General features: G+C 47.5%; 22 protein-coding genes. 4 read left to right on the forward strand and 18 right to left on the reverse strand.

Annotated features, from left to right (window positions below; translation table 11 throughout):
• Positions 1-219: 219 nt before the first annotated feature.
• Positions 220-2,490 carry a patatin-like phospholipase family protein gene (locus AB6805_RS01890; RefSeq protein WP_370907773.1) on the reverse strand — a complete coding sequence of 757 codons (2,271 nt, stop codon included), beginning with the start codon at positions 2,488-2,490 and terminating at the stop codon, positions 220-222.
• Positions 2,491-2,651: 161 nt separating this feature from the next.
• On the opposite strand from AB6805_RS01890, the gene AB6805_RS01895 reads away from it, so the two are divergent.
• Positions 2,652-4,112 carry an MFS transporter gene (locus tag AB6805_RS01895; protein ID WP_370907774.1) on the forward strand — a complete coding sequence of 487 codons (1,461 nt, stop codon included), beginning with the start codon at positions 2,652-2,654 and terminating at the stop codon, positions 4,110-4,112.
• A 35-nt stretch (positions 4,113-4,147) separates the two neighbouring features.
• On the opposite strand, the gene AB6805_RS01900 is transcribed toward AB6805_RS01895, so the two are convergent.
• The 12 genes from AB6805_RS01900 to AB6805_RS01955 form a co-directional block, all read right to left on the reverse strand.
• Entirely contained in the window at positions 4,148-5,119 is a 972-nt protein-coding gene (locus AB6805_RS01900) for a GSCFA domain-containing protein (protein ID WP_370907775.1), read from the reverse strand.
• A 9-nt stretch (positions 5,120-5,128) separates the two neighbouring features.
• On the reverse strand, positions 5,129-5,980 hold the full coding sequence (locus AB6805_RS01905; RefSeq protein WP_370907776.1) for a hydroxymethylglutaryl-CoA lyase: 852 nt from the start codon (positions 5,978-5,980) through the stop codon (positions 5,129-5,131).
• Between the two features lie 37 nt (positions 5,981-6,017).
• On the reverse strand, positions 6,018-6,839 hold the full coding sequence (gene rlmB, locus AB6805_RS01910; RefSeq protein WP_370907777.1) for a 23S rRNA (guanosine(2251)-2'-O)-methyltransferase RlmB: 822 nt from the start codon (positions 6,837-6,839) through the stop codon (positions 6,018-6,020).
• 20 nt (positions 6,840-6,859) lie between these two features.
• Positions 6,860-7,426, reverse strand: coding sequence for an NUDIX domain-containing protein (locus tag AB6805_RS01915; RefSeq protein ID WP_370907778.1), 567 nt, complete (start codon positions 7,424-7,426; stop codon positions 6,860-6,862).
• Positions 7,427-7,754: 328 nt separating this feature from the next.
• Complete coding sequence (locus AB6805_RS01920) at positions 7,755-8,195, reverse strand: GNAT family N-acetyltransferase (RefSeq protein ID WP_370907779.1); 441 nt, start codon at positions 8,193-8,195, stop codon at positions 7,755-7,757.
• 129 nt (positions 8,196-8,324) lie between these two features.
• Positions 8,325-9,245, reverse strand: a complete 921-nt coding sequence (locus AB6805_RS01925) for an EamA family transporter (protein WP_370907780.1) — start codon at positions 9,243-9,245, stop codon at positions 8,325-8,327.
• Positions 9,238-10,656 (reverse strand): aspartate aminotransferase family protein, encoded by a 1,419-nt coding sequence (locus AB6805_RS01930; protein WP_370907781.1) that lies wholly within the window; start codon positions 10,654-10,656, stop codon positions 9,238-9,240. Before AB6805_RS01930 ends, AB6805_RS01925 begins: the two co-directional genes overlap by 8 nt.
• A 111-nt stretch (positions 10,657-10,767) precedes the next feature.
• Positions 10,768-11,253 (reverse strand): methylated-DNA--[protein]-cysteine S-methyltransferase, encoded by a 486-nt coding sequence (locus AB6805_RS01935; RefSeq protein ID WP_370907782.1) that lies wholly within the window; start codon positions 11,251-11,253, stop codon positions 10,768-10,770.
• 9 nt (positions 11,254-11,262) lie between these two features.
• Positions 11,263-12,171, reverse strand: a complete 909-nt coding sequence (locus AB6805_RS01940; protein ID WP_370907783.1) for a DNA-3-methyladenine glycosylase — start codon at positions 12,169-12,171, stop codon at positions 11,263-11,265.
• A gap of 59 nt (positions 12,172-12,230) precedes the next feature.
• A complete protein-coding gene (locus AB6805_RS01945) occupies positions 12,231-12,503 on the reverse strand; it encodes a hypothetical protein (protein ID WP_370907784.1) in 273 nt (90 codons plus the stop codon).
• A 98-nt stretch (positions 12,504-12,601) separates the two neighbouring features.
• The gene (locus tag AB6805_RS01950; RefSeq protein WP_370907785.1) at positions 12,602-13,042 is read right to left on the reverse strand and encodes a carboxymuconolactone decarboxylase family protein; all 441 of its coding nucleotides are present in this window, start codon (positions 13,040-13,042) and stop codon (positions 12,602-12,604) included.
• Between the two features lie 22 nt (positions 13,043-13,064).
• Positions 13,065-13,412, reverse strand: coding sequence for a SnoaL-like domain-containing protein (locus tag AB6805_RS01955; RefSeq protein WP_370907786.1), 348 nt, complete (start codon positions 13,410-13,412; stop codon positions 13,065-13,067).
• A 97-nt stretch (positions 13,413-13,509) separates the two neighbouring features.
• Between AB6805_RS01955 and AB6805_RS01960 the strand changes: the two genes are divergently transcribed.
• A complete protein-coding gene (locus AB6805_RS01960; protein ID WP_370907787.1) occupies positions 13,510-14,931 on the forward strand; it encodes a PLP-dependent aminotransferase family protein in 1,422 nt (473 codons plus the stop codon).
• Positions 14,932-15,218: 287 nt separating this feature from the next.
• Positions 15,219-16,646, forward strand: coding sequence for a PLP-dependent aminotransferase family protein (locus AB6805_RS01965; protein ID WP_370907788.1), 1,428 nt, complete (start codon positions 15,219-15,221; stop codon positions 16,644-16,646).
• Positions 16,647-17,066: 420 nt separating this feature from the next.
• Here the strand turns inward: AB6805_RS01965 and AB6805_RS01970 are convergent, their stop codons facing one another.
• From AB6805_RS01970 to AB6805_RS01985, 4 genes are all read right to left on the reverse strand, one after another.
• Positions 17,067-17,816 (reverse strand): SDR family oxidoreductase, encoded by a 750-nt coding sequence (locus AB6805_RS01970; RefSeq protein ID WP_370907789.1) that lies wholly within the window; start codon positions 17,814-17,816, stop codon positions 17,067-17,069.
• Positions 17,817-17,835: 19 nt separating this feature from the next.
• Positions 17,836-18,591, reverse strand: coding sequence for a glucose 1-dehydrogenase (locus tag AB6805_RS01975; RefSeq protein ID WP_370907790.1), 756 nt, complete (start codon positions 18,589-18,591; stop codon positions 17,836-17,838).
• Between the two features lie 152 nt (positions 18,592-18,743).
• Positions 18,744-19,013: a helix-turn-helix transcriptional regulator gene (locus tag AB6805_RS01980; protein ID WP_079473476.1), complete on the reverse strand. Its 270-nt coding sequence runs from the start codon at positions 19,011-19,013 to the stop codon at positions 18,744-18,746.
• Between the two features lie 15 nt (positions 19,014-19,028).
• Positions 19,029-19,943, reverse strand: a complete 915-nt coding sequence (locus AB6805_RS01985; protein WP_370907791.1) for a helix-turn-helix domain-containing protein — start codon at positions 19,941-19,943, stop codon at positions 19,029-19,031.
• 370 nt (positions 19,944-20,313) lie between these two features.
• Between AB6805_RS01985 and AB6805_RS01990 the strand changes: the two genes are divergently transcribed.
• Positions 20,314-20,784 carry a hypothetical protein gene (locus tag AB6805_RS01990; protein ID WP_370907792.1) on the forward strand — a complete coding sequence of 157 codons (471 nt, stop codon included), beginning with the start codon at positions 20,314-20,316 and terminating at the stop codon, positions 20,782-20,784.
• Positions 20,785-20,826: 42 nt separating this feature from the next.
• Here AB6805_RS01990 and bla read toward each other — a convergent pair whose 3' ends face one another.
• Positions 20,827-21,726, reverse strand: coding sequence for a class A beta-lactamase (bla, locus tag AB6805_RS01995; RefSeq protein ID WP_370907793.1), 900 nt, complete (start codon positions 21,724-21,726; stop codon positions 20,827-20,829).
• Between the last annotated feature and the right edge of the window lie 40 nt (positions 21,727-21,766).

The following is a 21,766-nucleotide window of genomic DNA, read 5'->3' on the forward strand; positions in this document are numbered from 1 at the left end:
CGGATTTTGTCTTGGCTCAGGATTACGCTGATTTTAAGGATTACCTGGATTTTTACTTTTGGATTTTTTTTAGATTTTTAGATTTCTTAAAATATTAATTAAGGGAGATAAAAGCGAATATATCCGCTGCTATCTCCCTTAATCCTTTATAAAATCCAAAAGTAAAAATCCAGCTAATCCTTAAAATCAGCGTAATCCTGAGCCAAGACAAAATCCGCGTTAAAAATTAAACCCGAGGTTCACGTAAAACTTCAGCCGGCCCGACTGATCATTGTACATCACCGTGGCCTCTACGGGTCCCAAACGGCTGCTGTAGCCTCCACCCAGGCCGTAACCGGCGAGGTACTGGTATTTTCCGCCGCCGGAAATTTCCCCGTCATATACGGCTGCGCCAACCCTTGGAATAGCAAAGATATTGCGCAGCACTTCGTACTGCCAGGCTACCTGCACCGCACTGACTTTTGACGTAATTACCTCCCCCTCGTATATCCCCACGAAAGGCACCTGGTTGCGGGTGATGTTGGTCATACCGCCAACGACAAATGCATTAACCACCGATTCTTTATAATTAAGATTATACCCGATATTACCATCCAGCTCTATGGCCGATTTGCGGCCCAGCGGGATATAATATTTCAGGTTCAGCGCCAGGCGCTGATAATCGTGGAAGCTTACACCAAGCGTATCATAGTCCTGTTCCACCCCCTGGGAGCTCACTTTAATGCCCGGATGCTGGTTATAGATATGCCCCGCTTCCAGGTCCAACAACAATCCCCTGGTAGGATATATTTTCTGGTTGAGGGAATTGATACCGAAATTAATATAGGTATTCAGCTGGTTGGTACTACCCCGTACCTCCATGAAATTGGACAGCTGCGGCTTGTATTTGATGTACTCCCAGCGTGTTCCTGCACCCACCGACATATTCCGGTTGAAGGTATACTGCATATCCACGTTCACGTTCGCATACTTGCTGCGATAAGGTTGTAGCTTATTAAAATCAATATCGTAAAAGGTAAGGCCGTTATTCTCGTAATAAGTGCTCAGTCCAAAACCGAAATTACGGCTGCGGCCCAGGTATTTGAAATATTCTGCCTCCAGCCGGGGATTTTCACTGATCACCGCTGTTACAAACGAGCGGGAGTTAGGCACAATGAAATTCCGCTGGGTTAAATTGATGATAGCATTGGCGCCTGTAAAAGTGTTATAGTTCAGCGCAAATTTCACGTAGGTAAGCGGATTTTCCTCTACCTGTATATCCATCCGGCTTTTACCATATCCTTCCGGCACGAGGTTATATGTAATCAGTTTATAAAAGCGGGTGCCGTACACATTCAGGATGGCATTTCGCAGCTGTGCCGGCGTATAACAGCCGCCGGGCTTGAGATGCAGCCGTTGTAAAAAGAATTTCTGATCGGAGTGAACGAGGCCGTTCACCTGCACGCCGCTCAACTCTATATCGGTGGCAAACGGGAGCCGGTCGGCTACAAAAGGAGGCTGCGGGTATAAAGCATTCAGTGAATCTGCGAGGTGTTTGAAAACAGGATACATCTCCCTTCCTTTCCTGCGGCCCGCTTCGATAATAGAGTCCACGCTGCCGAAGCTCGCGGCGGAATAGTTCTCCAGCTCCTTGTTCATCGGCACATAAATATCACATTGTTTAATGGCTTTGATGAAATCGTCTGCATCTTTGTAAAATCCCAGCTGGTAAAGGATATCAAAAGGAGTCACCAATTGGTCCGCTCTACGCAAACCACCGCTTACATTGGCCCCAATTACAATATCTGCGCCCATTTCCTTGGCAGTGATAACGGGGAAGTTACGGACTACCCCTCCATCCACCAGCTTACGGTCGCCGATTTTTACAGCCGTGAAAATAGAAGGAATGGCCATACTGGCACGCAAACAGGTCACAATTTCCCCGCTGTCGAGTGTTACAATATCGCCGGTAGATACATCGGTAGCAATACATTTAAAAGGAATATTAAAGTCTTCAAAGTTCTTGATGTCCTTCACCGGCCAGCAGAGTTTTGCCAGTTCCAGCCACAGCGCTTCACCGGAAATTACGCCGGAAGCCAGCTTGGGCTTACCATATTCGAAAGGTATTTCAATGATGTATTTGTTGTACTCCCGTTTTTCTTCATAGGAAATATCTGTAAGAACGGGTTGATTGGAGAACAGACTGTTCCAGTTCAGCTTACGGGCGGCCTCTTCTATTTTGTTACCGGAATATCCCATCGCATACAGCGACCCAACGATACTTCCCATACTGGTCCCCGTTACAATGTCGACCTTCAGCCCTGCGCTGTCTATTGCCTCCAGGATACCAATGTGCGCCAGGCCACGGGCGCCGCCGCCGCTGAGCGTTAATCCTATTTTAGGTCTGTTACTGATCGTTTGCTGAGCCTTCACGGTATAGTGACACGTAATAAAAGCTAACAACAATAAACTGATAACCCGGGTGATGTGAGCTTTTGATCCCTGCTTCATTGTAAATAATTGGCCCTTATTAAAGATAAGGCTTTATAAACATTCCCGGATGTTAAGCGCAAGAGATTTTTAGTTGGACATTTGCTCTCATTGTAAATATTCATTATCTTATTCCCCGCAAAAAGCTCAGTACAAAAAGCTGGCGTTTACAATTAACACGTATGAAGAACTCGCTCCCCTCGCAAAACATCTGGCAGGTTATCATGGCCTCGTCGGCTGGTACGCTCATTGAATGGTACGACTTTTACATCTTTGGCAGCTTATCCGCCATCATTGCTGAAAAGTTTTTCCCACCCAGTAATCCGCAGCTGGCCTACATCGCCACGCTGGCTACCTTCGCGGTGGGCTTTATTGTGCGTCCCTTTGGTGCCATTGTATTTGGCCGTCTCGGCGATATGGTAGGACGTAAATACACGTTCCTGCTCACGCTGCTCATCATGGGCGGCTCTACCTTCGCTATCGGCCTCATTCCCAGCTACCATACCATTGGTATACTGGCGCCCATACTGGTACTGATACTCCGCCTCGCGCAAGGCCTGGCCCTGGGTGGTGAATATGGCGGCGCCGCTACTTACGTGGCAGAGCATTCGCCCGACAACCGCCGCGGCTACTACACCAGCTTTATACAAACCACCGCCACACTGGGCCTGTTTGTATCGCTGGGCGTAATCCTGGTAACCCGTATGCTCATGACACCCGATGATTTCAATAACTACGGCTGGCGGATACCCTTCCTCCTCTCGGTGCTATTGGTCATTATGTCCTATTACATACGGATACGCCTGCACGAATCCCCCCTGTTTGCCCAGATGAAGAAAGAAGGTAAAACCTCTTCCAACCCCATCAAGGAAAGCTTTGCCAATAAGGAAAACCTGAAACTGGTCATGATAGCGCTGTTTGGCGCCGCGATGGGTCAGGGCGTGGTTTGGTACACCGGACAGTTCTATGCGCTTTCCTTTCTCCAGAAAACCATGAACATAGAATTTGTGCAATCCAATATCATCATTGCCATTGCACTGCTGCTGGCTACACCGTTCTTTATTTACTTCGGCTCCCTGTCCGACCGCATAGGCCGTAAAAAAATCATGCTCACAGGCATGCTCCTGGCGGCTCTTGCCTACTACCCCATCTATAAAGCGATGGATAATATCGGCAATGTGCAGTTGAAACAGGAACAAACAGAGCTGTTCAGGATAGAAAGTAATTCTTCCAAAAGTGAATCCGGGGAACTGGTACTCAAAAGCACCCGTATCCATAGCTATACCGATGGCAGCATCCTGAAGGAAACAGCCGACAAAAAGGAACTGACCGTAAGCCGTATGAATATCATGTGGCTGGTGATCCTCATATTCATCCAGGTACTGTTTGTAACCATGGTATATGCGCCTATTGCGGCTTTCCTGGTGGAACTGTTCCCAACGCGCATCCGGTATACCTCCATGTCGCTGCCCTACCATATTGGTAACGGCGTTTTCGGCGGACTGTTACCCACCATTTCCACCATCCTGGTAACCAATACCGGCAACCACCTGGCAGGATTGATTTACCCGATCGGTATTGCAGTCATCTGTTTTGTAGTAGGTATTATTTATCTGAAAGATAAAAGAGGCATTCCGTTGTAAACGGGGTAAAGCGGAGGGACATCCCCTCCGCTTTACTATTGAAAACGCTGCAGCAGATCATCCAGCTTCAGTTGCGGATGAGCCGCCATCAGTTGCTGTACCTTTGCGGCATAATGCGCCAGGAACTGCCGGTGCTGGGCACTTTCGGGGTTAAAAGGCCGGTGATTGGCCGCCCGGTTTATTTCGGCAATACTATGCAGCAATTCCTGGCTGGCAGGACTGATACCCGCCTTCACCACCTGCTCCCAAACATAGTTAACCGCCAGTTCATTGGGATGCACCATATCTTCTTTATAAAAACGATAATCGCGCAAATCATCTATTACCAGCTCATATGCCGGGAAATAAAACAGCCGGTTAAACTTGTTCACCAGGTGATGAACCGCCTGTAGTAATATGGCTTTGCTGAGATTATTTTCCACCACCCCATCACGGATGTAGCGCACCGGGCTAACGGTAAAGAGTATATTAATTTTCTTATTACGGAAAAACAGGCGATGCATTACATTATCCAGCGCGGTTACTATTTCATCTACCGTGAGCAGCCGTTTGTAGAAGTTTCCGGCCGGCACCTTATGACAGTTACCCACCAGGCGGTTATTTTCTTTCAAGATGTAAGCATGCGCAGACCCCAGCGTAATGATGAGCCAATCGGCGTTGTCAATAGCATGCGTGGCGGCCGCCTGCATCCGGTGAATGTTTTCCAGCGTGGCTTCCGCCGTAAGGCCGGAGAAACGGCTGTGATGATCCCAGCTGTTCCAGAGATCATTGTGCTGGAAAAGATCTCCGGCGGTATATACTTTCCCGTCGAGATAGGAAGTCAGGGCTTTTGTAATGCTAAGCGGATTGTATAAAATACCGTGAGGGTTCAACACGGTATTAAAGCGGTGCTCCTGCAGCTTTTCGCCTATTTCTTCCGCAAAGCAGGACCCCATCAGCAACAGCTCATGATCGTACTGAATGGCTGAAGACAATGGCGCTACCGGAAAGCTTAAATGAAATTGCATGTAATACAGTTAATCTTTAAAAACAGCATCTGCCAGTCGCTGTGTGCCTCTCAATGCCGTCATATCCAGTGTGAGCGGCTCTTTCCGCTGATGACAAAAAGCGATGAGGTTCTCCGTAGCCAGGTTGCCTACCAGCTCATCTTTGGCCATAGGGCAACCGCCGATTCCTTTAATGGAGCTGTCGAACCGTTTGCAACCCTGCTCATAGGCGGCCAGCACTTTATCTTCCCAGTTGTGCGGCGCCGCGTGAAAATGTGCGCCGAATTCCACGTCGGAGTAGGCCGGTATGAGGTGTTTGAACAAGCCGGTAATAGTAGCAGGATCTGCAACACCTACCGTATCTGCGAGGGAAATAATGCCGATTTCCATCTTCACCATTTCCTCTACCCACTGTAATACAATTTCCGGGCTGTAAGGGTCGCCATAAGGATTACCAAAGCCCATGGAAATATAAATCACCAGCTCTTTCCTGTTTTTAATGCACAGTTCCTGCATGGAATGTACCTGTTCCAGGGATTCCGCAATTGTTTTATTCGTATTTCTGAGCTGGAAAGTTTCTGATATGGAGAAGGGAAAACCCAGGTAATTGATTTCATCAAATACCACCGCTTCTTCTGCTCCCCGCAGGTTAGCCACAATGGCCAGCAGCCTACTTTTGGAACCAGACAGCTGCAGCCGGGGAATCACCTCTTTCGTGTCTGCCATCTGAGGGATGGCTTTGGGAGATACAAAGCTGCCAAAATCGATGGTATCAAAACCTACTTTTAACAGGGAATTGAGGTACTGCACTTTTTCATCCGTACTGATCATTCTGTGCCAGCCCTGCATGGCATCACGAGGGCATTCAACTAGTTTTAGCATAGTAAACCATTTTCTTTGCGGGTTCCCGCGGGTCCGCTTAAATATTTACCGTTCTTTGTTTCAGTGCTTCATACAAAATGATACCGGCCGCCACAGATACATTGAAAGATTCGAAGTTACCAGCCATCGGAATACGGAACAATACATCGGAAGCCTTTATCAGCGCAGGATACACGCCTTTATCTTCCGAACCCATGATCACTGCCACCGGCTCCCTGAGATCGCAATCGTACAATTTTATTTCTGTTTCCATTTCACTGGCCATCACCTTGATACCATTGAGATGCAGGGTATCAATGGCTTTGTTCAGGCTGTTGACCCGGCAAACCGCGATACTTTCCAATGCACCGGCAGAAGATTTCACAGCTTCTTCATTCAGCGCAGCAATACCTTTATCAGGAATAATGATGGCCTGTGCGCCGCAACATACCGCACTGCGGGCAATAGCGCCTATATTACGCACATCTGTAATACCATCCAGTATGAGGAACAACGGGGTTTCTCCCTTTTCTGTAACATGCGAAATCACATCCTGCAGATCCAGGTAAGTAACGTTGCCGGCAATGGCTACCACTCCCTGGTGATTGGCCTGGGTAAGCCCGTTGAGCTTCTCCACCGGAACATAATTAACGGGAATATTATTGGTTTGGGCCAGCTCCCTTATTTGAGGTATAATGTCGCCGGTAGCGGTGCGCAGCATAAAGATGCGCTCAATCGACTTCCCCGTGCTCAGGGCTTCCAATAACGGCTGACGGCCAATAATCATGGTAGATTGCTTTGGCCGCTGCGTTGCATATTTTTTCGGGCCACGTTGCCCGTCTTTTCTTTCACCTTTGAAAGCGTTAAATTTCCTTTCCATTTGCTGCAAAGGTAACGGGTTTATTTGTTTAATAAGCCTTCATAGCCCATTAGCTTTACTTTTTGTATAGCCGCTACCGATAAGGAATCCGTGATTTCAAAGTCATTTACCATCCGGTAGGCTTCTTCAAAAGGCACTTTTTTAACGATCAGCTGCTCCGTTTCTTCCGGCTCAGCCACCCGTTGCTCCAGCCCCCGGGCCAGGAACACCACCCCTTCTTCATCAGAAACTGAATTGGAGAGCGCCATGCGCGTAATCACTTCCCAACGAGATGCCACCAGGCCGGTTTCTTCCAGCAATTCCCTTTTGGCGGTATCCAGCGCCGTTTCCTTTCCCAACGGAGCGCCCCCTTCAGGAATTTCCCAACAAAACCGCTTTAACGGGAAACGGTATTGTCCCACGAGGTAAATATTCATCTCATCATCCAGCGCCACCACCCCTACAGCGAGGTTTTTGAAATGTACGACGCCATAAATACCGGCGCCACCGGCGGGATTCAACCCCTCGTGATGCCAAATGCTGATCCAGTTGTTGTCATATCTCATTTCCCTGGAGTGAATGGTCCAGGGGTTCTTGGTTGTATCCATCGCTTTGTGGTGCGGGGATCGACCGCCTTCGGCGATGCGGATTTTGTCTTGAGCACTGATTACGCTGATTATGCTGATTTGCTTGATTTTGTCTTTTTTGATTTTTCTTCGGATTTCCCTTTTGATTTTTCTTTTTGACTTTTATACTTAATCAGGGAAGCAATTATACTAGCTTACATTTTACTTCTTACTAATGAATATGTCAATAAAAAAATAAAAGAAAATCCGAAGAAAAATCAAAAAAGACAAAATCAAGCAAATCAGCATAATCAGCGTAATCAGTGCTCAAGACAAAATCCGCATCGCCGAAGGCGATCTCCCCGCGTTTTTAAAGTGCCTTATAATAGTAGTAGGAGTTCGTGTCTTTCCTGAACCCTTCTTTTTCGTAGAGTTTCTGCGCCCCGGTGTTGGCGATGTAGGTTTGCAGCATCAGCCACGCCGCGTTGGTGGACTTACCGTATTCCGCTGCTTTATCCAGCAAGGCTTTACCGGCGCCCATGCCGCGGTGTTCTTCCAATACGTATAGGTCGTTGAGCAGCCAGCCTCTTTTCATGCCCAGGGAAGTGAAGATGGGATACAGCTGTGTGAAACCAATTATTTCGGCATCCAGCATCACCACAAATATTACACTGTCTTTTTGCGCAATCCTTTCAGTAATAAAACCAAGTGCGCCTTTGAAGTCGGGCGCCTGATCATAATAACTACGGTAGGCATCAAACAATACCGCCACTTCATTCGTATGTAACTCCGTTGCCTGAATAACATCCATAAGATAACAGATTTAAAAATCCATCTCAATTTAATTCATTTCCATAACAAAAGAAAAGATGCTCCGTCCGGTAAACACCGGGGTGAGCATCTGTCTATTAACTTCTACCTTAAAAAATTATAGCTATTACTATTTTGCAGTCGCTGCAAGACTTTTCTTACTTTTATTCACCGCACTGTTCACCAGGTACACGCCGCCAATGGTGATCAGGGAGCACACACCCGTTAACCAGGTAAGGCTTTCATGCAGGATGAGCCATCCCAGCAACACCGCTACTACCGGGTTGATGTAAGCATAAATAGATACCTGTGCAGGCGGAAGATTATTCAACGCAAACACATAAGCAGAATACGAAAACACCGAACCTACCAGCACCAGGTACAACAGGCTTTCCCACAATTCAGTCGTAAAACTTTCTACTTCCACGCGCTGTCCCAGGAAAAAAGTTGCTACCAGCAACATGATGATTCCGCTGAAAAACATCTGGAATCCCGCGCCATACAGGTAATTTACACCCAGTGACCACTTGGCGGTAAGTACAGATCCCAATGCCCAGAATATACAGGAAATGAAACCAATGATGATTCCGAACTGGAAGTCCGGGTTCATAAGGCTTGATAAATAATTATAAAAGATGCCCGCTACACCGCCAAAGCCCAGGATCATACCAATAATCAGCTGCAAACTAAGCCGGGTACGTTGTACCAGGAAATAGCTGGCAATGGTGATCCAGATAGGAATGGTAGCCGCAATAATCGCTCCCAATCCGCTGGGAATATACCTCAGCGCCCAGGTAAGCAAACCGTTACCACCGCATAACATGAGTGTACCAATGACAAATAATTTCGACAACACTATTTTTCCCGGTAACTTATATCCCTTCAGTAAAAAAAATCCGGTGATCAGGAATCCGGCTGCCGCCTGTCTTATGCCTGCCAGCATCACCCCGTGCATGTGTCTTACGCCCACGCTGGATGCCAGGTAAGTGGTTCCCCAGAAAATACTTACAATGGCAAGCGCGATGTAAGCATTTGTATTTGATTTACGCATAAGTATATTTATTCACTATTTTCTCCGCCAGTACCTTCATGGTATCATAAGCCATCAATACATCTTTTCCGCTGGTGCGCCAGTTCACCAATGCCGCGCGGATAGCCTGCCTGCCGGCATACGATGTGGCCGTCATACATACCACCCCGCTGTCGTTCAGCGCATCCAGGAATTCCTGTACCGCTTCTGCTTCTACTTCCGGCGCAACTTCCAGCGTGAAGCAAACCACGCAAAGCCTTACCGGCGACAACAACACAAAATTCGGATCTGTCTCCAGCAGGCTGCCCAGTTGTTTGGCCAGTGAAATATTATTTTCAACGAGCCAGCGGTAGCCTTCCTTTCCGTAGGCCATCAAAGAAAACCATGCCGGTAAAGCGCGCTGGCGGCGCGAGTTTTCAGGAATATGATTAATGAAATTAAATTGGGTTGCCGGATCGCCTAAGTAAGCGGCGCCCGCATTCTGAAACACAGCCGATTGCAACTGCGGGTGCCTGCAAAAGATCATCGCGGCATCGTATGGTACATTCAGCCATTTATGCGCGTCGATGGTGATACTGTCTGCCTCTTCCCACCCGTTCAGCAGGTATTTCCACTGATCGCTGCAGGCGGCGAATCCGCCGAAAGCGGCATCCACATGCAGCCAGAAGCCATATTCCTTTTTCAGTTGCACCAGTGCCGCGATATCATCAAAATCAACGGTATTCACGGTGCCTGCGTTGGCCACATAAATAATGGGAGTTCCTTTGTGCGCTTCGAGGTATTCTTTCAGCGCCGCAATGTCTGCACTTTCACGACCAGGCAATGCGGGAACACGCTCCAGGTGATTGCGTCCTATGCCCATCATAGAGATGGCTTTACCAATACTGGAATGTGGCACGGCAGATACCACTTTTAATCCGGGGAGCGCGGCAATGCCATCCGCGGCAACGTCAACCCCATGCTGCAATCCCACCCATTGCCGGCCGGTAGCCAGGCCGGTGAAGTTGGACATGGTAGCGCCGGAAACAAAGCATCCCAAAAATGCTTCCGGTAGTCCGAATAGTTCTTTCAGTAAAGCAATGGTTTCCGTTTCAATATAATATGCAACTGAACTTTTATCAGAAGAATTAAGATCCATCGCAGCGGCCAGCCAATCGCCCATCAGTGCGGCAGGCGTAACGCCGCCGGTTACAAAGCCCCAGTAGCGCGGCCCCGCGGCTGCGGTAATACTGTTGCCATATTGTTGCCGGAAAGCTTCCAATGCAGCCGCCCCACCTAACCCTGTACCGGGAACGGATACACGGCTATTGATCTCCACCTTTTTATCGGCTGCCAGTTTATCTATTGCGGATAAAAACCTGCTGCTGAAATCTTTGGTTAACTGCAATAACTGATCTGTATGTTTAAGGTCTTCCTGCAATTTCAATTCCATGATTACTCGTTGTTGATGAGAATTTTCGGGTGGTAATGCAGGAACAAAATTGAGATAAATTATTATCTGAAAACAGATCCAGTTTTAGAAATATCGACCATATCAGATTTATCAGAACAAACCGGTAAATAAATCAGTGCGCTCATGCTCCAGGAGCCAGCGTTTACGCCACAGGCCACCGGCATAACCCGTGAGTGTGCCGTTGCTGCCAATTACGCGGTGACAGGGCACAATAATGGCCAGTTTGTTTTTGCCGTTGGTAGTGCCCACTGCGCGGATGCTTTTGGGATTATGTATTCTGCGGGCGAGTTGCTGGTAAGAAATGGTTTGTCCGAATGGAATAGCAGTTAGTTGTTGCCACACCGTTTGTTGAAACGCAGTTCCTTCCTGGGCAATAGGCAGGTCAAAAACTTTGCGGTCGCCCGCGAAATATTCATACAGCTGTTGCGCGCAATCCAGCAGTAGTGCGGGCGCCTGGGGAAAATCCACGGCGGGTTGATCTGTAAAAGAAACAGCAGTTATAACGCTTGCGGTACCACTAATCAGCAGCGGCCCAACGGGGGAGTCTATACGTAGATGATACAATCCGTCTTCCATGAAATTAATCTATTGGGGTAATAATGATCTCCACAAATAAAAAGTGGCATACGCTGCATGCTCCTTCCACGGTTTTGTATACTCCTGTAATGCTGGCATAGAAGGCTTGGCTTCCAAATTTAATCTATTTTTTATTGCATTCTGCAATCCAACATCTTCCAATAAAACAGATTGCGGAAAACGGCGGTACTTCATCAACGCATAGTTGGCCGACCAGTTGCCGATTCCCTTCATCGCTACCAGGCTTTCACGCGCGGCTTCATAGCTCATGGTATCCAGCTTAGCTTCACTGAGCGCGCCGCTGGCCATTTGCCTGGCGGTTTCCACCAGGTATAATGCTTTGCTACGCGAAAACTGCATAGGCGTAAGCTGGTCAGGAGTTAATGCAGCTATCACCTTTGGATGCGGGTATAAATAAAAATCGGTGTTGTCTACTACCACATGATAGCCAAACTGCCGGATAAAGCGCTGCCGCAGCGTATAGGCGAAGGCGAGGTTAATCTGCTGACCTATTACCGGCCATGTGATGGCTTCAAAAAGGTCTGGCATACCTATGAGGCGCAGGCCATTGTATTTTTCTGCGAGCCCTTTTAAGAGCGGGTCTGTTTGTGTATACTGGTAAAACGGTTGCAGATTGGCATCCAGGTGCCACCAATGCGTGATATACCTGATAATGGGCGCTTCCGCCACTGCTTCGCCGGCAGGCGCCAGTATGGTTGCTTCCAGGAAGTCTTTCTTTGAACCAGGCGCAATTTCCACTACTACGGGCTCCCCTTCCGACAACAACATGCGCCGCACCTTTCCCTGGTGTATATAATGCAAACATTCTTTATCCGATCTTCCCAGGAAACGCAGGCATTCTTCGAAGGAGAAATGCGCCGGGTCATTGATGGGAATCTTTATTTTCTGCAAAGCCATGTCGCGAAAATACGGAAAGCGGGCATCTTTGATTTACGGATTCTTGCGGATTTGCGGGACTAAGCCAGATATACCAGCGCTCCCGGCAACATACCTATGATACCGCCAATAATGCTGGCCACCGCGTCCATTACGTCGTAGTGCCCTTTACCGGTAATTAATGAAAACAACTCAAAGCCGTAGCTGATAACGATGATCATTGCCAGGGCCACAAGGGCTGCCAGTAGCGGGCTGCCCGGGAACATCATTGCCGAAGCCACTTCAAGCACAGCCCCCATGGGGATACCAACGAAAAAATGCTTCCATTTATCAGGCGCTATCTTATTAAACATATCCAATATAAAATTACCCGCCAGGAAGATAATATATATTCACGAAGGCGCCTCCAACTAATGCTTCAGCCGGAGGCTCCTGGTAATGACGGGTACAATCAGCCCTGTGGCAATGTCCTGGAAGTGATCGCAATGCGGTTCCAGGAATTAATGGCCACAATAGCCATCGTGATCGTGGCAATTTCCTGTTGCGTAAAAACCGCCTGTGCAGCTTTGTATACTTCATCCGGTACACGGGAAGTACTTATCAGCGTAACCGCTTCCGTAAGTGCGAGGGCCGCACGCTCCTTTTCTGTATAGTAAGGTGATTCCTCCCAGGCGGGAAGCGCATAAATGCGTTGCTCCGTTTCTCCCATCTGGCGGGCTTCCCTGGTATGCATATTCAGGCAAAAAGCGCAGCCATTGATCTGTGAGGCGCGGATTTTAATCAGTTCTGTGAGGGTTTTATCAAGACCGCTTTCATTAACAAATGTCTGTAATCCCATCATGGCGTTAAATGCGCCGGGCAGGAGTTTGTACACGTCCATTCTCGCTTCCATAATTATATTTTTTTAAGATGATTTAGTAAAAGAACTGCTCGCTGATAATTTTACCGTCGCGTACTTTATAGATGCAAAGTTCATTTCTCATGCGACGGCCAACGCCATTGACCGTTACATCCATCAGTAACTGTATGGCGAAATAATCATCAGCCACAACCGGATCGGAGATCTCCAGCAGGTGCCTTTCCGAGATGCTGTCGAGGAACGCCTGTTCCTTTGCCATGATAGCCGGTAACCCGGTGGTGGTGCGGCCATCCGGCTCCAGGTTCACCGCGTTTTCGTGAAACAGGGTGGCCTGCGCTTCCGGAAACTGCCATGCCCTGCAAAGTTGTACCAGCGTTTGTGCAATTTGTTTAACAACAGTCATGCTTATCAGTTTAAGGGTACAAATTAACGGCAAAAAACACCACCAAAACAGATACAGAATTATCGATATTAAACCATAACAGATTAACTTTGGAGAGATGAAAAAGAACAACGGGTTTATATATCTTCTGCTGGCGGAGAAGATCCAGCATATGATCAGTGAAGGCGTATATGCGGTAGGCGACAAACTCCCATCTGTAAGATCCCTGCACCAGGAGCATGGCATCAGCATCAGTACTGCCCTGCAGGTATACAGCCACCTGGAGAAAAAGGGCTGGGTGGCCTCCCGGGAAAAATCTGGATACTTTGTACACTATTCAAAAAAGCTGCGTCCTGAACTGCCGCCGGTAACAGATCCAGTACCTACTGCGCTGAAAGTGGAGATCAATGAAAAGCTGGCCATGTTCCGGAAAACCAGCGAATCGCATAAAACCATTTCGCTGATAGGCGCCCTGCCGGATGTATCGCTGCTGCCGGATGTGAAGCTAAAGAAAGCGCTGCAGCTGGTAGCGCGGGAACTGGATCCTTCCTACATTCCATACGGTGATGTTTATGGTCATGAACCTTTCCGGAAACACATTGCCAGGCATTGCCTCAACTGGGGCCGGGCCGTATCGCCGCAGGATATTATTGTTACCAACGGCGCTATGGAAGCCGCCAGTCTTTGCCTGCGCGCTGTAGCCAAAGCCGGCGACACTATTGCCATTGAATCGCCTACATTCTTCGGGCTGCTGATGGCCATTGAAAGCCTGGGCATGAAAGCGCTGGAAATACCCACCGACCCGGTAACCGGTGTAAGTCTCGATAAACTCGAAGACGCTTTTAAGCAAAAGAAGGTACAGGCCTGTCTTTTTGTAAGCAACTACAACAACCCCATGGGCTGTTGTATCCCCGACAACAGCAAGGAACAACTGGCAAAACTCCTGAAAAAATACCAGGTGCCACTCATAGAAGATGATGTGTACGGCGATCTGCATTTTGCACCGGAGCGGCCAAGAACCGTAAAATCATACGATGAAGAAGGACTGGTGCTTTACTGTTCATCCTTTTCAAAGTCCATTGCTGCAGGCCTCCGCATAGGCTGGGTGATTGGCGGCCGTTACCAGGAAAAAATCGCACAGCTGAAGTTCATTGCTTCCGGCGGCACCAGCATGTTGCCGCAATTAGTACTGAGCAAATTCCTGGACCAGCAGCGACTGGACCTGCACCTGAAATCACTGCGGCAATCGCTGAACATGCAAACCATGCAGATCACAAAAGCAATACAGGAATATTTCCCGGAAGATACACAACTGACGCGCCCTAACGGCGGTATCAGTTTATGGGTGGTACTGTCACCCAAAATCAACACCTGGAAGCTGCACGAAGAGGCCGTGGAGCAAGGGATCACCTTCACACCCGGCGCCCTCTTTTCAAGCCAGGACCGTTACCAGAACTGCCTCCGCCTTACCAACTCCAACCCCTGGAGCGACGACCAGGAGTGGGCTATCCAAACACTCGGCCGGCTGATGCGGAGGTAGGATCACAGCGGATTTTGTCTTGGCTCAGGATTACGCTGATTATACTGATTAGCTGGATTTTTACTTTTGGATTTTTTTTGGATTTTTTGATTTATAATAAGTAAGGGAGATAAAAGCGAATATCACCGCTGCTATCTCCCTTAATCCTTTATAAAATCCAAAAGTAAAAATCCAGCTAATCAGTATAATCAGCGTAATCCTGAGCCAAGACAAAACCCGCCTGAGCCAAGACAAAATCCGCACAGATTTAATTTTTGTACTTTTGACCAGATCAGATTAACATTGCCATGATAAAAACTGCCGATCACCTGTACCTGCAGGTAGCTGATAATATTGAACAGCTGATAGAAAAAGATGTGATGAAAATCGGGGAAAAACTCCCGTCTGTGCGGATGCTCAGCAAGCAGCAGGGAATCAGTTTAACCACGGCTTTCCAGGCGTACTATCACCTGGAGGCCAAAGGGCTGATTGAGTCCAGGCCAAAATCCGGTTACTATATCCGCTTTAATTCCAGGCGTATGCCTGCGATGCCGGGTACCTGTTTGCCGGTAAAGAAAGCCAGCGAAGCTACTGTGAGCGATATGGTGATGGAAGTGTTCAGTCATATGCGGAACCCGAACATCCTGAACTTTTCGGTGGCTACGCCCCCGCCGGGATTGATGCCAGCGGCTAAAATGGCGAAGGCAGTGGTGCATGCGCTGCGGAACCTTCCCAACAACGGGATCGGATACGAGGAGTTACAGGGTAATAAGCTGCTGCGCGGACAAATAGCCCGGATGTCGCTTGCCTGGGGCGGCGCCTATACGGAAGATGATATTATCACTACGAGTGGCTGTATGGATGCGCTGACTTTGTGCCTGTCGGCCGTAACACGCCCCGGCGATACCATTGCCATTGAAAGCCCTGCGTATTATGGGTCTATGCAGCTGGCGGAAAGTCTTGGGTTAAAAGTGCTGGAAGTGCCTACGCACCCCGTTTCCGGCATTGATCTCGATTACCTCGACAAAGCCATTCCGCGTCATAAGATCAAAGCCTGCCTGTTTGTAACCAACTACAACAACCCGCTGGGTTCCTGTATGCCGGACAAAAATAAAAAGGCGCTGGTAGACATGATGGTGAAGTATGATATAGCGTTGATAGAAGATGATATTTACGGCGACCTGTACTTTACGAAACAGCGCCCTGCAAACTGCAAAACGTTTGATAAATACGGTCATGTATTGCTGTGCAATTCCTTTTCCAAATCGCTGGCGCCGGGCTACCGCGTTGGCTGGACGTTGCCCGGAAAATACAAGGAAAAGGTGCTGCTGATGAAACAGAATCACTCTATTGCCTGCGCATCGCTGCCACAGGCCGCGGTAGGGCATTTCCTGGAGATAGGCCGGTACGAATTCCACCTCCGCAATTTGCGGAAGGTGCTGCACACCCAGTGTTTACGGTATTCCCAGGCTATCAGCGAATACTTCCCGGAAAGTACCCGTATATCCCGGCCGCAGGGTGGCTGCGTGCTGTGGGTAGAACTGGACGAATCCATTAATACATTTGAATTATTCCAGCAGGCGCTGAAACATAAGATCAGCTTCTGCCCCGGCAGAATCTTTTCTTTACAGAATAAATACAACAACTGTTTACGTATCAGTTTTGGTCCGGTATGGAGCAAGCAGGTAGATGACGGATTGAAAACGCTGGGGAAACTGATCCGGAAGATGAGCTAAAAAAGCGAAGACCGGAATAAGATTATTCCGGCCGCTGTTAAACCTACAACTTAAAGTTTTTAAAGTTGCTGCCAGATACCCGTATAGCAAGCGGTATCCGGCAGGCAACCAATGGGGTTCGCAAACATCCTAAACAACCGTTAACTGTAAATCAACAAGAATTTTGTCTTAAAAGAGGATTTTGTCTTGGGACGCTGATTACACTGATTATGCTGATTTTCGGGATGTTATTTTTTCGATTTTTATACTGATTTAATTATATACTAGTACCTGTCTATATCTTCCTTCTTCTAAAAAATAAAATCAAAAAAGATAATCAGTATAATCAGCGTAATCAGTGTTCCAAGACAAAATCCGCTGGTCCTTGCTGCCGGTGCAGCATTTACACAATGCTGCACACTGCAACGCCAGGATCATTTATTAAGCGATCAACGGGTGAACCATAAGGCCGCCGTCTACATTGTATTCTGCACCTGTAATAAACGAAGCATCGTCGGATGCCAGGAAAGTAACCAGGCTGGCAATATCTTCCGGCTGCCCTAATCTGCCCAGGGGTGTGATACTGCTCAGGTGTGTTCTGGCTTCATCCGGTAATCCTGCTTTTTCTAATAGTGGCGTACTGATAATACCGGGGTTCACCGTGTTAACCCGTATTTTCCTTGCCGCCAGTTCCCTCGATAATGTTCTGCCCAATGAGTTCAGCGCTGCTTTACTGGCAGATAGTACGGTGGCATTGGGTGTTCCTGAATATGCATTCAGGGCCGACAGCAGCGTGATAGTGCCACCATCGCTGATGAGGGGAAGTAATTGCTGGATGGTGAAATAAGCACCTTTGAAGTTAATGTTCATTAATTCATCATATAGTGCCTCTGTTACCGTTTCAAACGGTGCTAATTTCGCCACGCCAGCATTTACAAATAAGGAATCTATTTTCCCGAAACGGCCCTGCAGGTAATCATACAGGCGCCGTATATCATTCATGTCTGACTGATCTGCTTTAAATCCTTCTGCAGGGTGGCCCAGTGCGTGTACGGCCTTTTGTACCGCACCAGGCTGACGACCTGTTATCAAAACCTTTGCTCCTTTTGCTAAAAATGCCTTTGCTGTTGCGTATCCTATGCCGCTGTTACCGCCTGTGATAACAACTATTTTATCCTTCAGAGATGACATGAATGATGTTTGTTTGAGGTTAACCGATTAATGGATGAACACTGATACCTCCGTCGATATTGTACTCTGCACCTGTGATAAATGATGCGTCGTCTGATGCGAGGAAGGAAACCAGTTTTGCAATTTCTTCCGGTTGTCCAATTCTGCCTATCGGTAATGCTTTAGCCATTTGTTCTTCATTGACCGCTTCTTTCGGAATACCTGACTTTTCAAAGATAGGCGTAGCCACGGGGCCGGGGTTTACAATATTTACCCGGATCTTCCTGGAAGCCAGTTCTCTTGATAAGGTGCGTCCCAATGAGTTTAAACCTGCCTTGCTGGCGCTGTACACGGATGCTCCCGGCATACCGGAGTAAGCATTTACGGAAGACAATAAAATGATGGTACCACCGTCGTTAACCAGCGGCAGTAAATGCTGCACGGTGAAGAAGGCGCCCTTCAGGTTAATGTTCATTATCGTGTCAAAAGAGGCTTCCGATACATCGGCAACTGACTCGAATGCCGCTACTCCTGCATTTACAAACAGGATATCTATTTTGCCATAACGGTCACGCACATACTCCGCTAATTTTTGTGAATCGGTGGTGACGCCCTGGTCTGCGATGAAACTATCTATCTCTCCTCCTAATGCTGTGGCGGCCTGCTGTACGGCCTCCGGCTTGCGTCCTGTTATTAATACTTTTGCTCCTTTCGCCAAAAAATCTGCTGCTGTTGCATATCCTATACCGCTGTTACCGCCCGTGATGACAGCTGTTTTATTTCGTAACTGGTCCATTCTATTGATTTATTTAAGTTTATCAATGTTTAATCTCCAAAAAAAAGAGAAAATCTTTCTCTATCAATCCATTAATTTAAAAGTATCAATATATATAAGTATAAAAAAAGCTGTTGGTTACCCGCCCGGTAGCACCTCAGCCCGTTTTGTACCTAACTTAATTGTAAAAAGAACATAGACAACTGTTTCATCATCTCTTTATTGAGCGTGAGCTCCAGTGATCTTCCATTTTTCACAGAATGCAGTACGCCACTATCAACCAGGATCTTAACGTGATGCGACACCGTAGGTTGCGACAAACACGTAAACCCGCACACATCACCACAAACCAGCTTTCCCTTCTTAACAACCTCCATTATAATAGATAATCGATGTTTGTCGGCGATGGCATTTGCTGCTTTCTCTATAACTGCTAAATCCATGACACAAAAGTAAGACTATTTTTGAAATATCGAAATATTTCGATGAATATTTTTTTCCGCCCCTTCATTTTTGGCCTGGATTTGCCCTTTCCGGTAAGCCGCCGGGGTAACCCCGTAATACTTTTTAAAGAGCCGGCTCATATGGCTTTCGTCTGTAAAGCCCAGCTCATCGGCGATTTCCGAAATGGTGAGGTCGCTATAGCTCACCCGCAGCTGTACCAGGTTAAGTTTGTGATGAATGATGAACTGCTGCAGGCTCTCCCCCGTTTGCTTCCGGAAAAACTCCCCGATATAGTGCGGGGAAAGATTGAATTGTTTCGCCAGGTGCTCCTGCTTCAGCCTATCGGGGTAATAAATATGCTGCCGGATATACCCTATCATCCGGCTGATCAAAGGAGTAGCGTTGTCAGTGCCATCTATATTTATATCTTCCGCCACATTCCGCGCTACTATGTTCAACAACAAACTTACGTAATGCTGCAGGTTTTGCTGGTAATAAGGCGGCTTCTTCTCATATTCGTCCATCATATTACAGATGAGCGCCATGATCATTTTGCAATCATTCTCCTGGCTGATCAGTAACTGCTCCTGCCGGTTGTGATAAAAAAACAGGTACTCCAGTTGCCGGAGCCATTCTCCCAGCCGTGCTTTTTCAGGCGCGGAATGAGACATGCCTACAAACATCTCGGAAAAGCGGACCGATACAAACTTCGTTGGCGTTTCTTCCTCGAATCCGCGGCAATCACGTGGCGTAAATAAAAACAGGCTGCCTTTATTATAAGGGAACCGGTTGTCGTTCACCGTACGGAACCCGCTGCCTTCGCGGATATGAATGAGCTCAAAAAAGAAATACACCTTCGGCTGCGGGTCCCAGTCCGACATATCTGCCTGGAACAATTCAAACGGCGTATATAAATTTCTTTCTCCCATAACCTGCAAAATTACAATAATCACCCCGGATTCTACCTGTTCCATGTTTACACGCACACTAATTTTGTGCTATAAAAAAGATAGCAATGAAATTACTGGAACCGCACCGGGTAGGTATCCGCTTCTCTCCTTTGCGGCACACAATAACCTACCATTATACGATGAAAAAACAGCTACTCACTTGTACCTGATCCCGAAACTAAACCAGATGGATATACGCTATATTCATCTCTCTGATCAATCTACCAACGGGACTTATAGATTATCCATGTATGAACATATCGCAATAGTTGCATGGGGTATATTTTATACTATCTTTATGCCATTACACTGCTGTAAGGTGTAACAAATATGCCAAACAACTATTGCTATGAAAACCATGAAAAACTACCTTATCTTATCTGCAGCGCTTTTTACTTTTTACGCCTGTCACGAAAGTAAAATACCGGAAGAAAAAGTTTCAACAGCTGCGGCGCCACTTGTGCAAACCGTAACAGAAAGTGACAGCCAGATTACACGCCCCTGCGCTATACTTCATACGCCAGATAGCATTCAACTGGAACAGCTGAAAAAAGATAACGGGGAAGAAGCATTTTATACCATCAATGAAGATTACCAGAGTTACATGACCGATGCACGCGCTTTCCTGGAAGGAAAAGGTGTAAAAATTATTGAACCTGCCGGCGGCAAAATCAGTTTTCATTCTGCCAAAGGAAATCCGGCCACGCTCAATTTAAGTGATGTTAAATACAACTGGGAAATGTGGTTATTTGATGGCGATCAACTCCACAAAATAGATGTGATGGATATTGAAAACGAGTATAAAAAATATATGAAATAATTTCCGGCAGGCAGTTTCGTTTTTGAAACTGCCTGCTTCCTTTTATTTGTTCCAGTGATCGTATGCCGCCTTTGCAATTTTAGCAATGGTGCCCTCCCGCTCTTCTTCGCTTGCTTTTGCATCAGACACAAATACTGTAATAGCCAGATGATGTCCGTTTGGCAAGCTAATAATACCCGCATCATTAGTGGCACGGGTTAACCCGTTTGTAGTCCACGAAGTACCGGTTTTATGCGCCACCACCGTGCCCGCCGGCAGCAACCCTTTTAATCTTTTAGCACCGGGTCTGGAGGTCACCATCAGGTGCATCAGGTAGTTCCTGCTGCTGTCGGACAACACAGGATCCCGGTAAAATATTTTCAGCAGCTGTGTCATGGCCATGGGTGTGGACCAGTTCTTATACTGGATCATTTCACTGGGCACCTGCACTTTTTCCGTGGTGGCAATGGCGATCTGTTTTACGCCAAGGCGGTGCACATACGCATTTGCTTTGCCGGTGCCGCCCAATAAGCGCAGCAGTACATCACAGGCGCTGCCGTCGCTGGCGCGGATATTATAATCGATCAGTTCTGCCAGCGGCATATCAAAATTCCCTTCAGGATGCTGATCCCGCACCGGGCTTACTCCTCTTGGTCCAATCAGGTCGTCTTTTGTTACGGGTATGGGCTGATCCAGCCGGAATTTGTGCTGGTCTACCTGGTGGAGCATCGCCATCGCGATCGGAAATTTATACACACTCTGCATAGGGAAATGCTGATCACGGTTAAAGGAAACAGTGTCCCCGGTTTCCAGGATTTCCGCGTATACGCCAACTTTTCCAGAGATATTTCCGGCGATACCGGCAATTTGCTGACGGAGTGTTTGCTGGCCGTTGGCCGTTGGGAGATAGACAACAGAAACAGCCATAGTGGCTGTTATAAACATGGCGACAAACTTTATCATATAGCGAGTTAAATCAATGTAAGGAGTCAAATTAAGGCTT

Source organism: Chitinophaga sp. RCC_12, assembly GCF_041360695.1.
GTDB lineage: Bacteria > Bacteroidota > Bacteroidia > Chitinophagales > Chitinophagaceae > Chitinophaga.

Coding starts and splice junctions, on each gene's coding strand:
- AB6805_RS01975 (WP_370907790.1), bottom strand. CDS start 18,591: ATGGACCAGTTACGAAATAAAACAGCTGTCATCACGGGCGGTAACAGC.
- AB6805_RS01940 (WP_370907783.1), bottom strand. CDS start 12,171: ATGGCTTTGCAGAAAATAAAGATTCCCATCAATGACCCGGCGCATTTC.
- AB6805_RS01990 (WP_370907792.1), top strand. CDS start 20,314: ATGAAAACCATGAAAAACTACCTTATCTTATCTGCAGCGCTTTTTACT.
- AB6805_RS01925 (WP_370907780.1), bottom strand. CDS start 9,245: ATGCGTAAATCAAATACAAATGCTTACATCGCGCTTGCCATTGTAAGT.
- AB6805_RS01905 (WP_370907776.1), bottom strand. CDS start 5,980: ATGCTAAAACTAGTTGAATGCCCTCGTGATGCCATGCAGGGCTGGCAC.
- AB6805_RS01895 (WP_370907774.1), top strand. CDS start 2,652: ATGAAGAACTCGCTCCCCTCGCAAAACATCTGGCAGGTTATCATGGCC.
- AB6805_RS01935 (WP_370907782.1), bottom strand. CDS start 11,253: ATGGAAGACGGATTGTATCATCTACGTATAGACTCCCCCGTTGGGCCG.
- AB6805_RS01920 (WP_370907779.1), bottom strand. CDS start 8,195: ATGGATGTTATTCAGGCAACGGAGTTACATACGAATGAAGTGGCGGTA.
- AB6805_RS01970 (WP_370907789.1), bottom strand. CDS start 17,816: ATGTCATCTCTGAAGGATAAAATAGTTGTTATCACAGGCGGTAACAGC.
- AB6805_RS01900 (WP_370907775.1), bottom strand. CDS start 5,119: ATGCAATTTCATTTAAGCTTTCCGGTAGCGCCATTGTCTTCAGCCATT.
- rlmB (WP_370907777.1), bottom strand. CDS start 6,839: ATGGAAAGGAAATTTAACGCTTTCAAAGGTGAAAGAAAAGACGGGCAA.
- AB6805_RS01980 (WP_079473476.1), bottom strand. CDS start 19,013: ATGGATTTAGCAGTTATAGAGAAAGCAGCAAATGCCATCGCCGACAAA.
- AB6805_RS01950 (WP_370907785.1), bottom strand. CDS start 13,042: ATGGAAGCGAGAATGGACGTGTACAAACTCCTGCCCGGCGCATTTAAC.
- AB6805_RS01960 (WP_370907787.1), top strand. CDS start 13,510: ATGAAAAAGAACAACGGGTTTATATATCTTCTGCTGGCGGAGAAGATC.
- AB6805_RS01965 (WP_370907788.1), top strand. CDS start 15,219: ATGATAAAAACTGCCGATCACCTGTACCTGCAGGTAGCTGATAATATT.
- bla (WP_370907793.1), bottom strand. CDS start 21,726: ATGATAAAGTTTGTCGCCATGTTTATAACAGCCACTATGGCTGTTTCT.
- AB6805_RS01930 (WP_370907781.1), bottom strand. CDS start 10,656: ATGGAATTGAAATTGCAGGAAGACCTTAAACATACAGATCAGTTATTG.
- AB6805_RS01955 (WP_370907786.1), bottom strand. CDS start 13,412: ATGACTGTTGTTAAACAAATTGCACAAACGCTGGTACAACTTTGCAGG.
- AB6805_RS01945 (WP_370907784.1), bottom strand. CDS start 12,503: ATGTTTAATAAGATAGCGCCTGATAAATGGAAGCATTTTTTCGTTGGT.
- AB6805_RS01985 (WP_370907791.1), bottom strand. CDS start 19,943: ATGGGAGAAAGAAATTTATATACGCCGTTTGAATTGTTCCAGGCAGAT.
- AB6805_RS01915 (WP_370907778.1), bottom strand. CDS start 7,426: ATGGATACAACCAAGAACCCCTGGACCATTCACTCCAGGGAAATGAGA.
- AB6805_RS01890 (WP_370907773.1), bottom strand. CDS start 2,490: ATGAAGCAGGGATCAAAAGCTCACATCACCCGGGTTATCAGTTTATTG.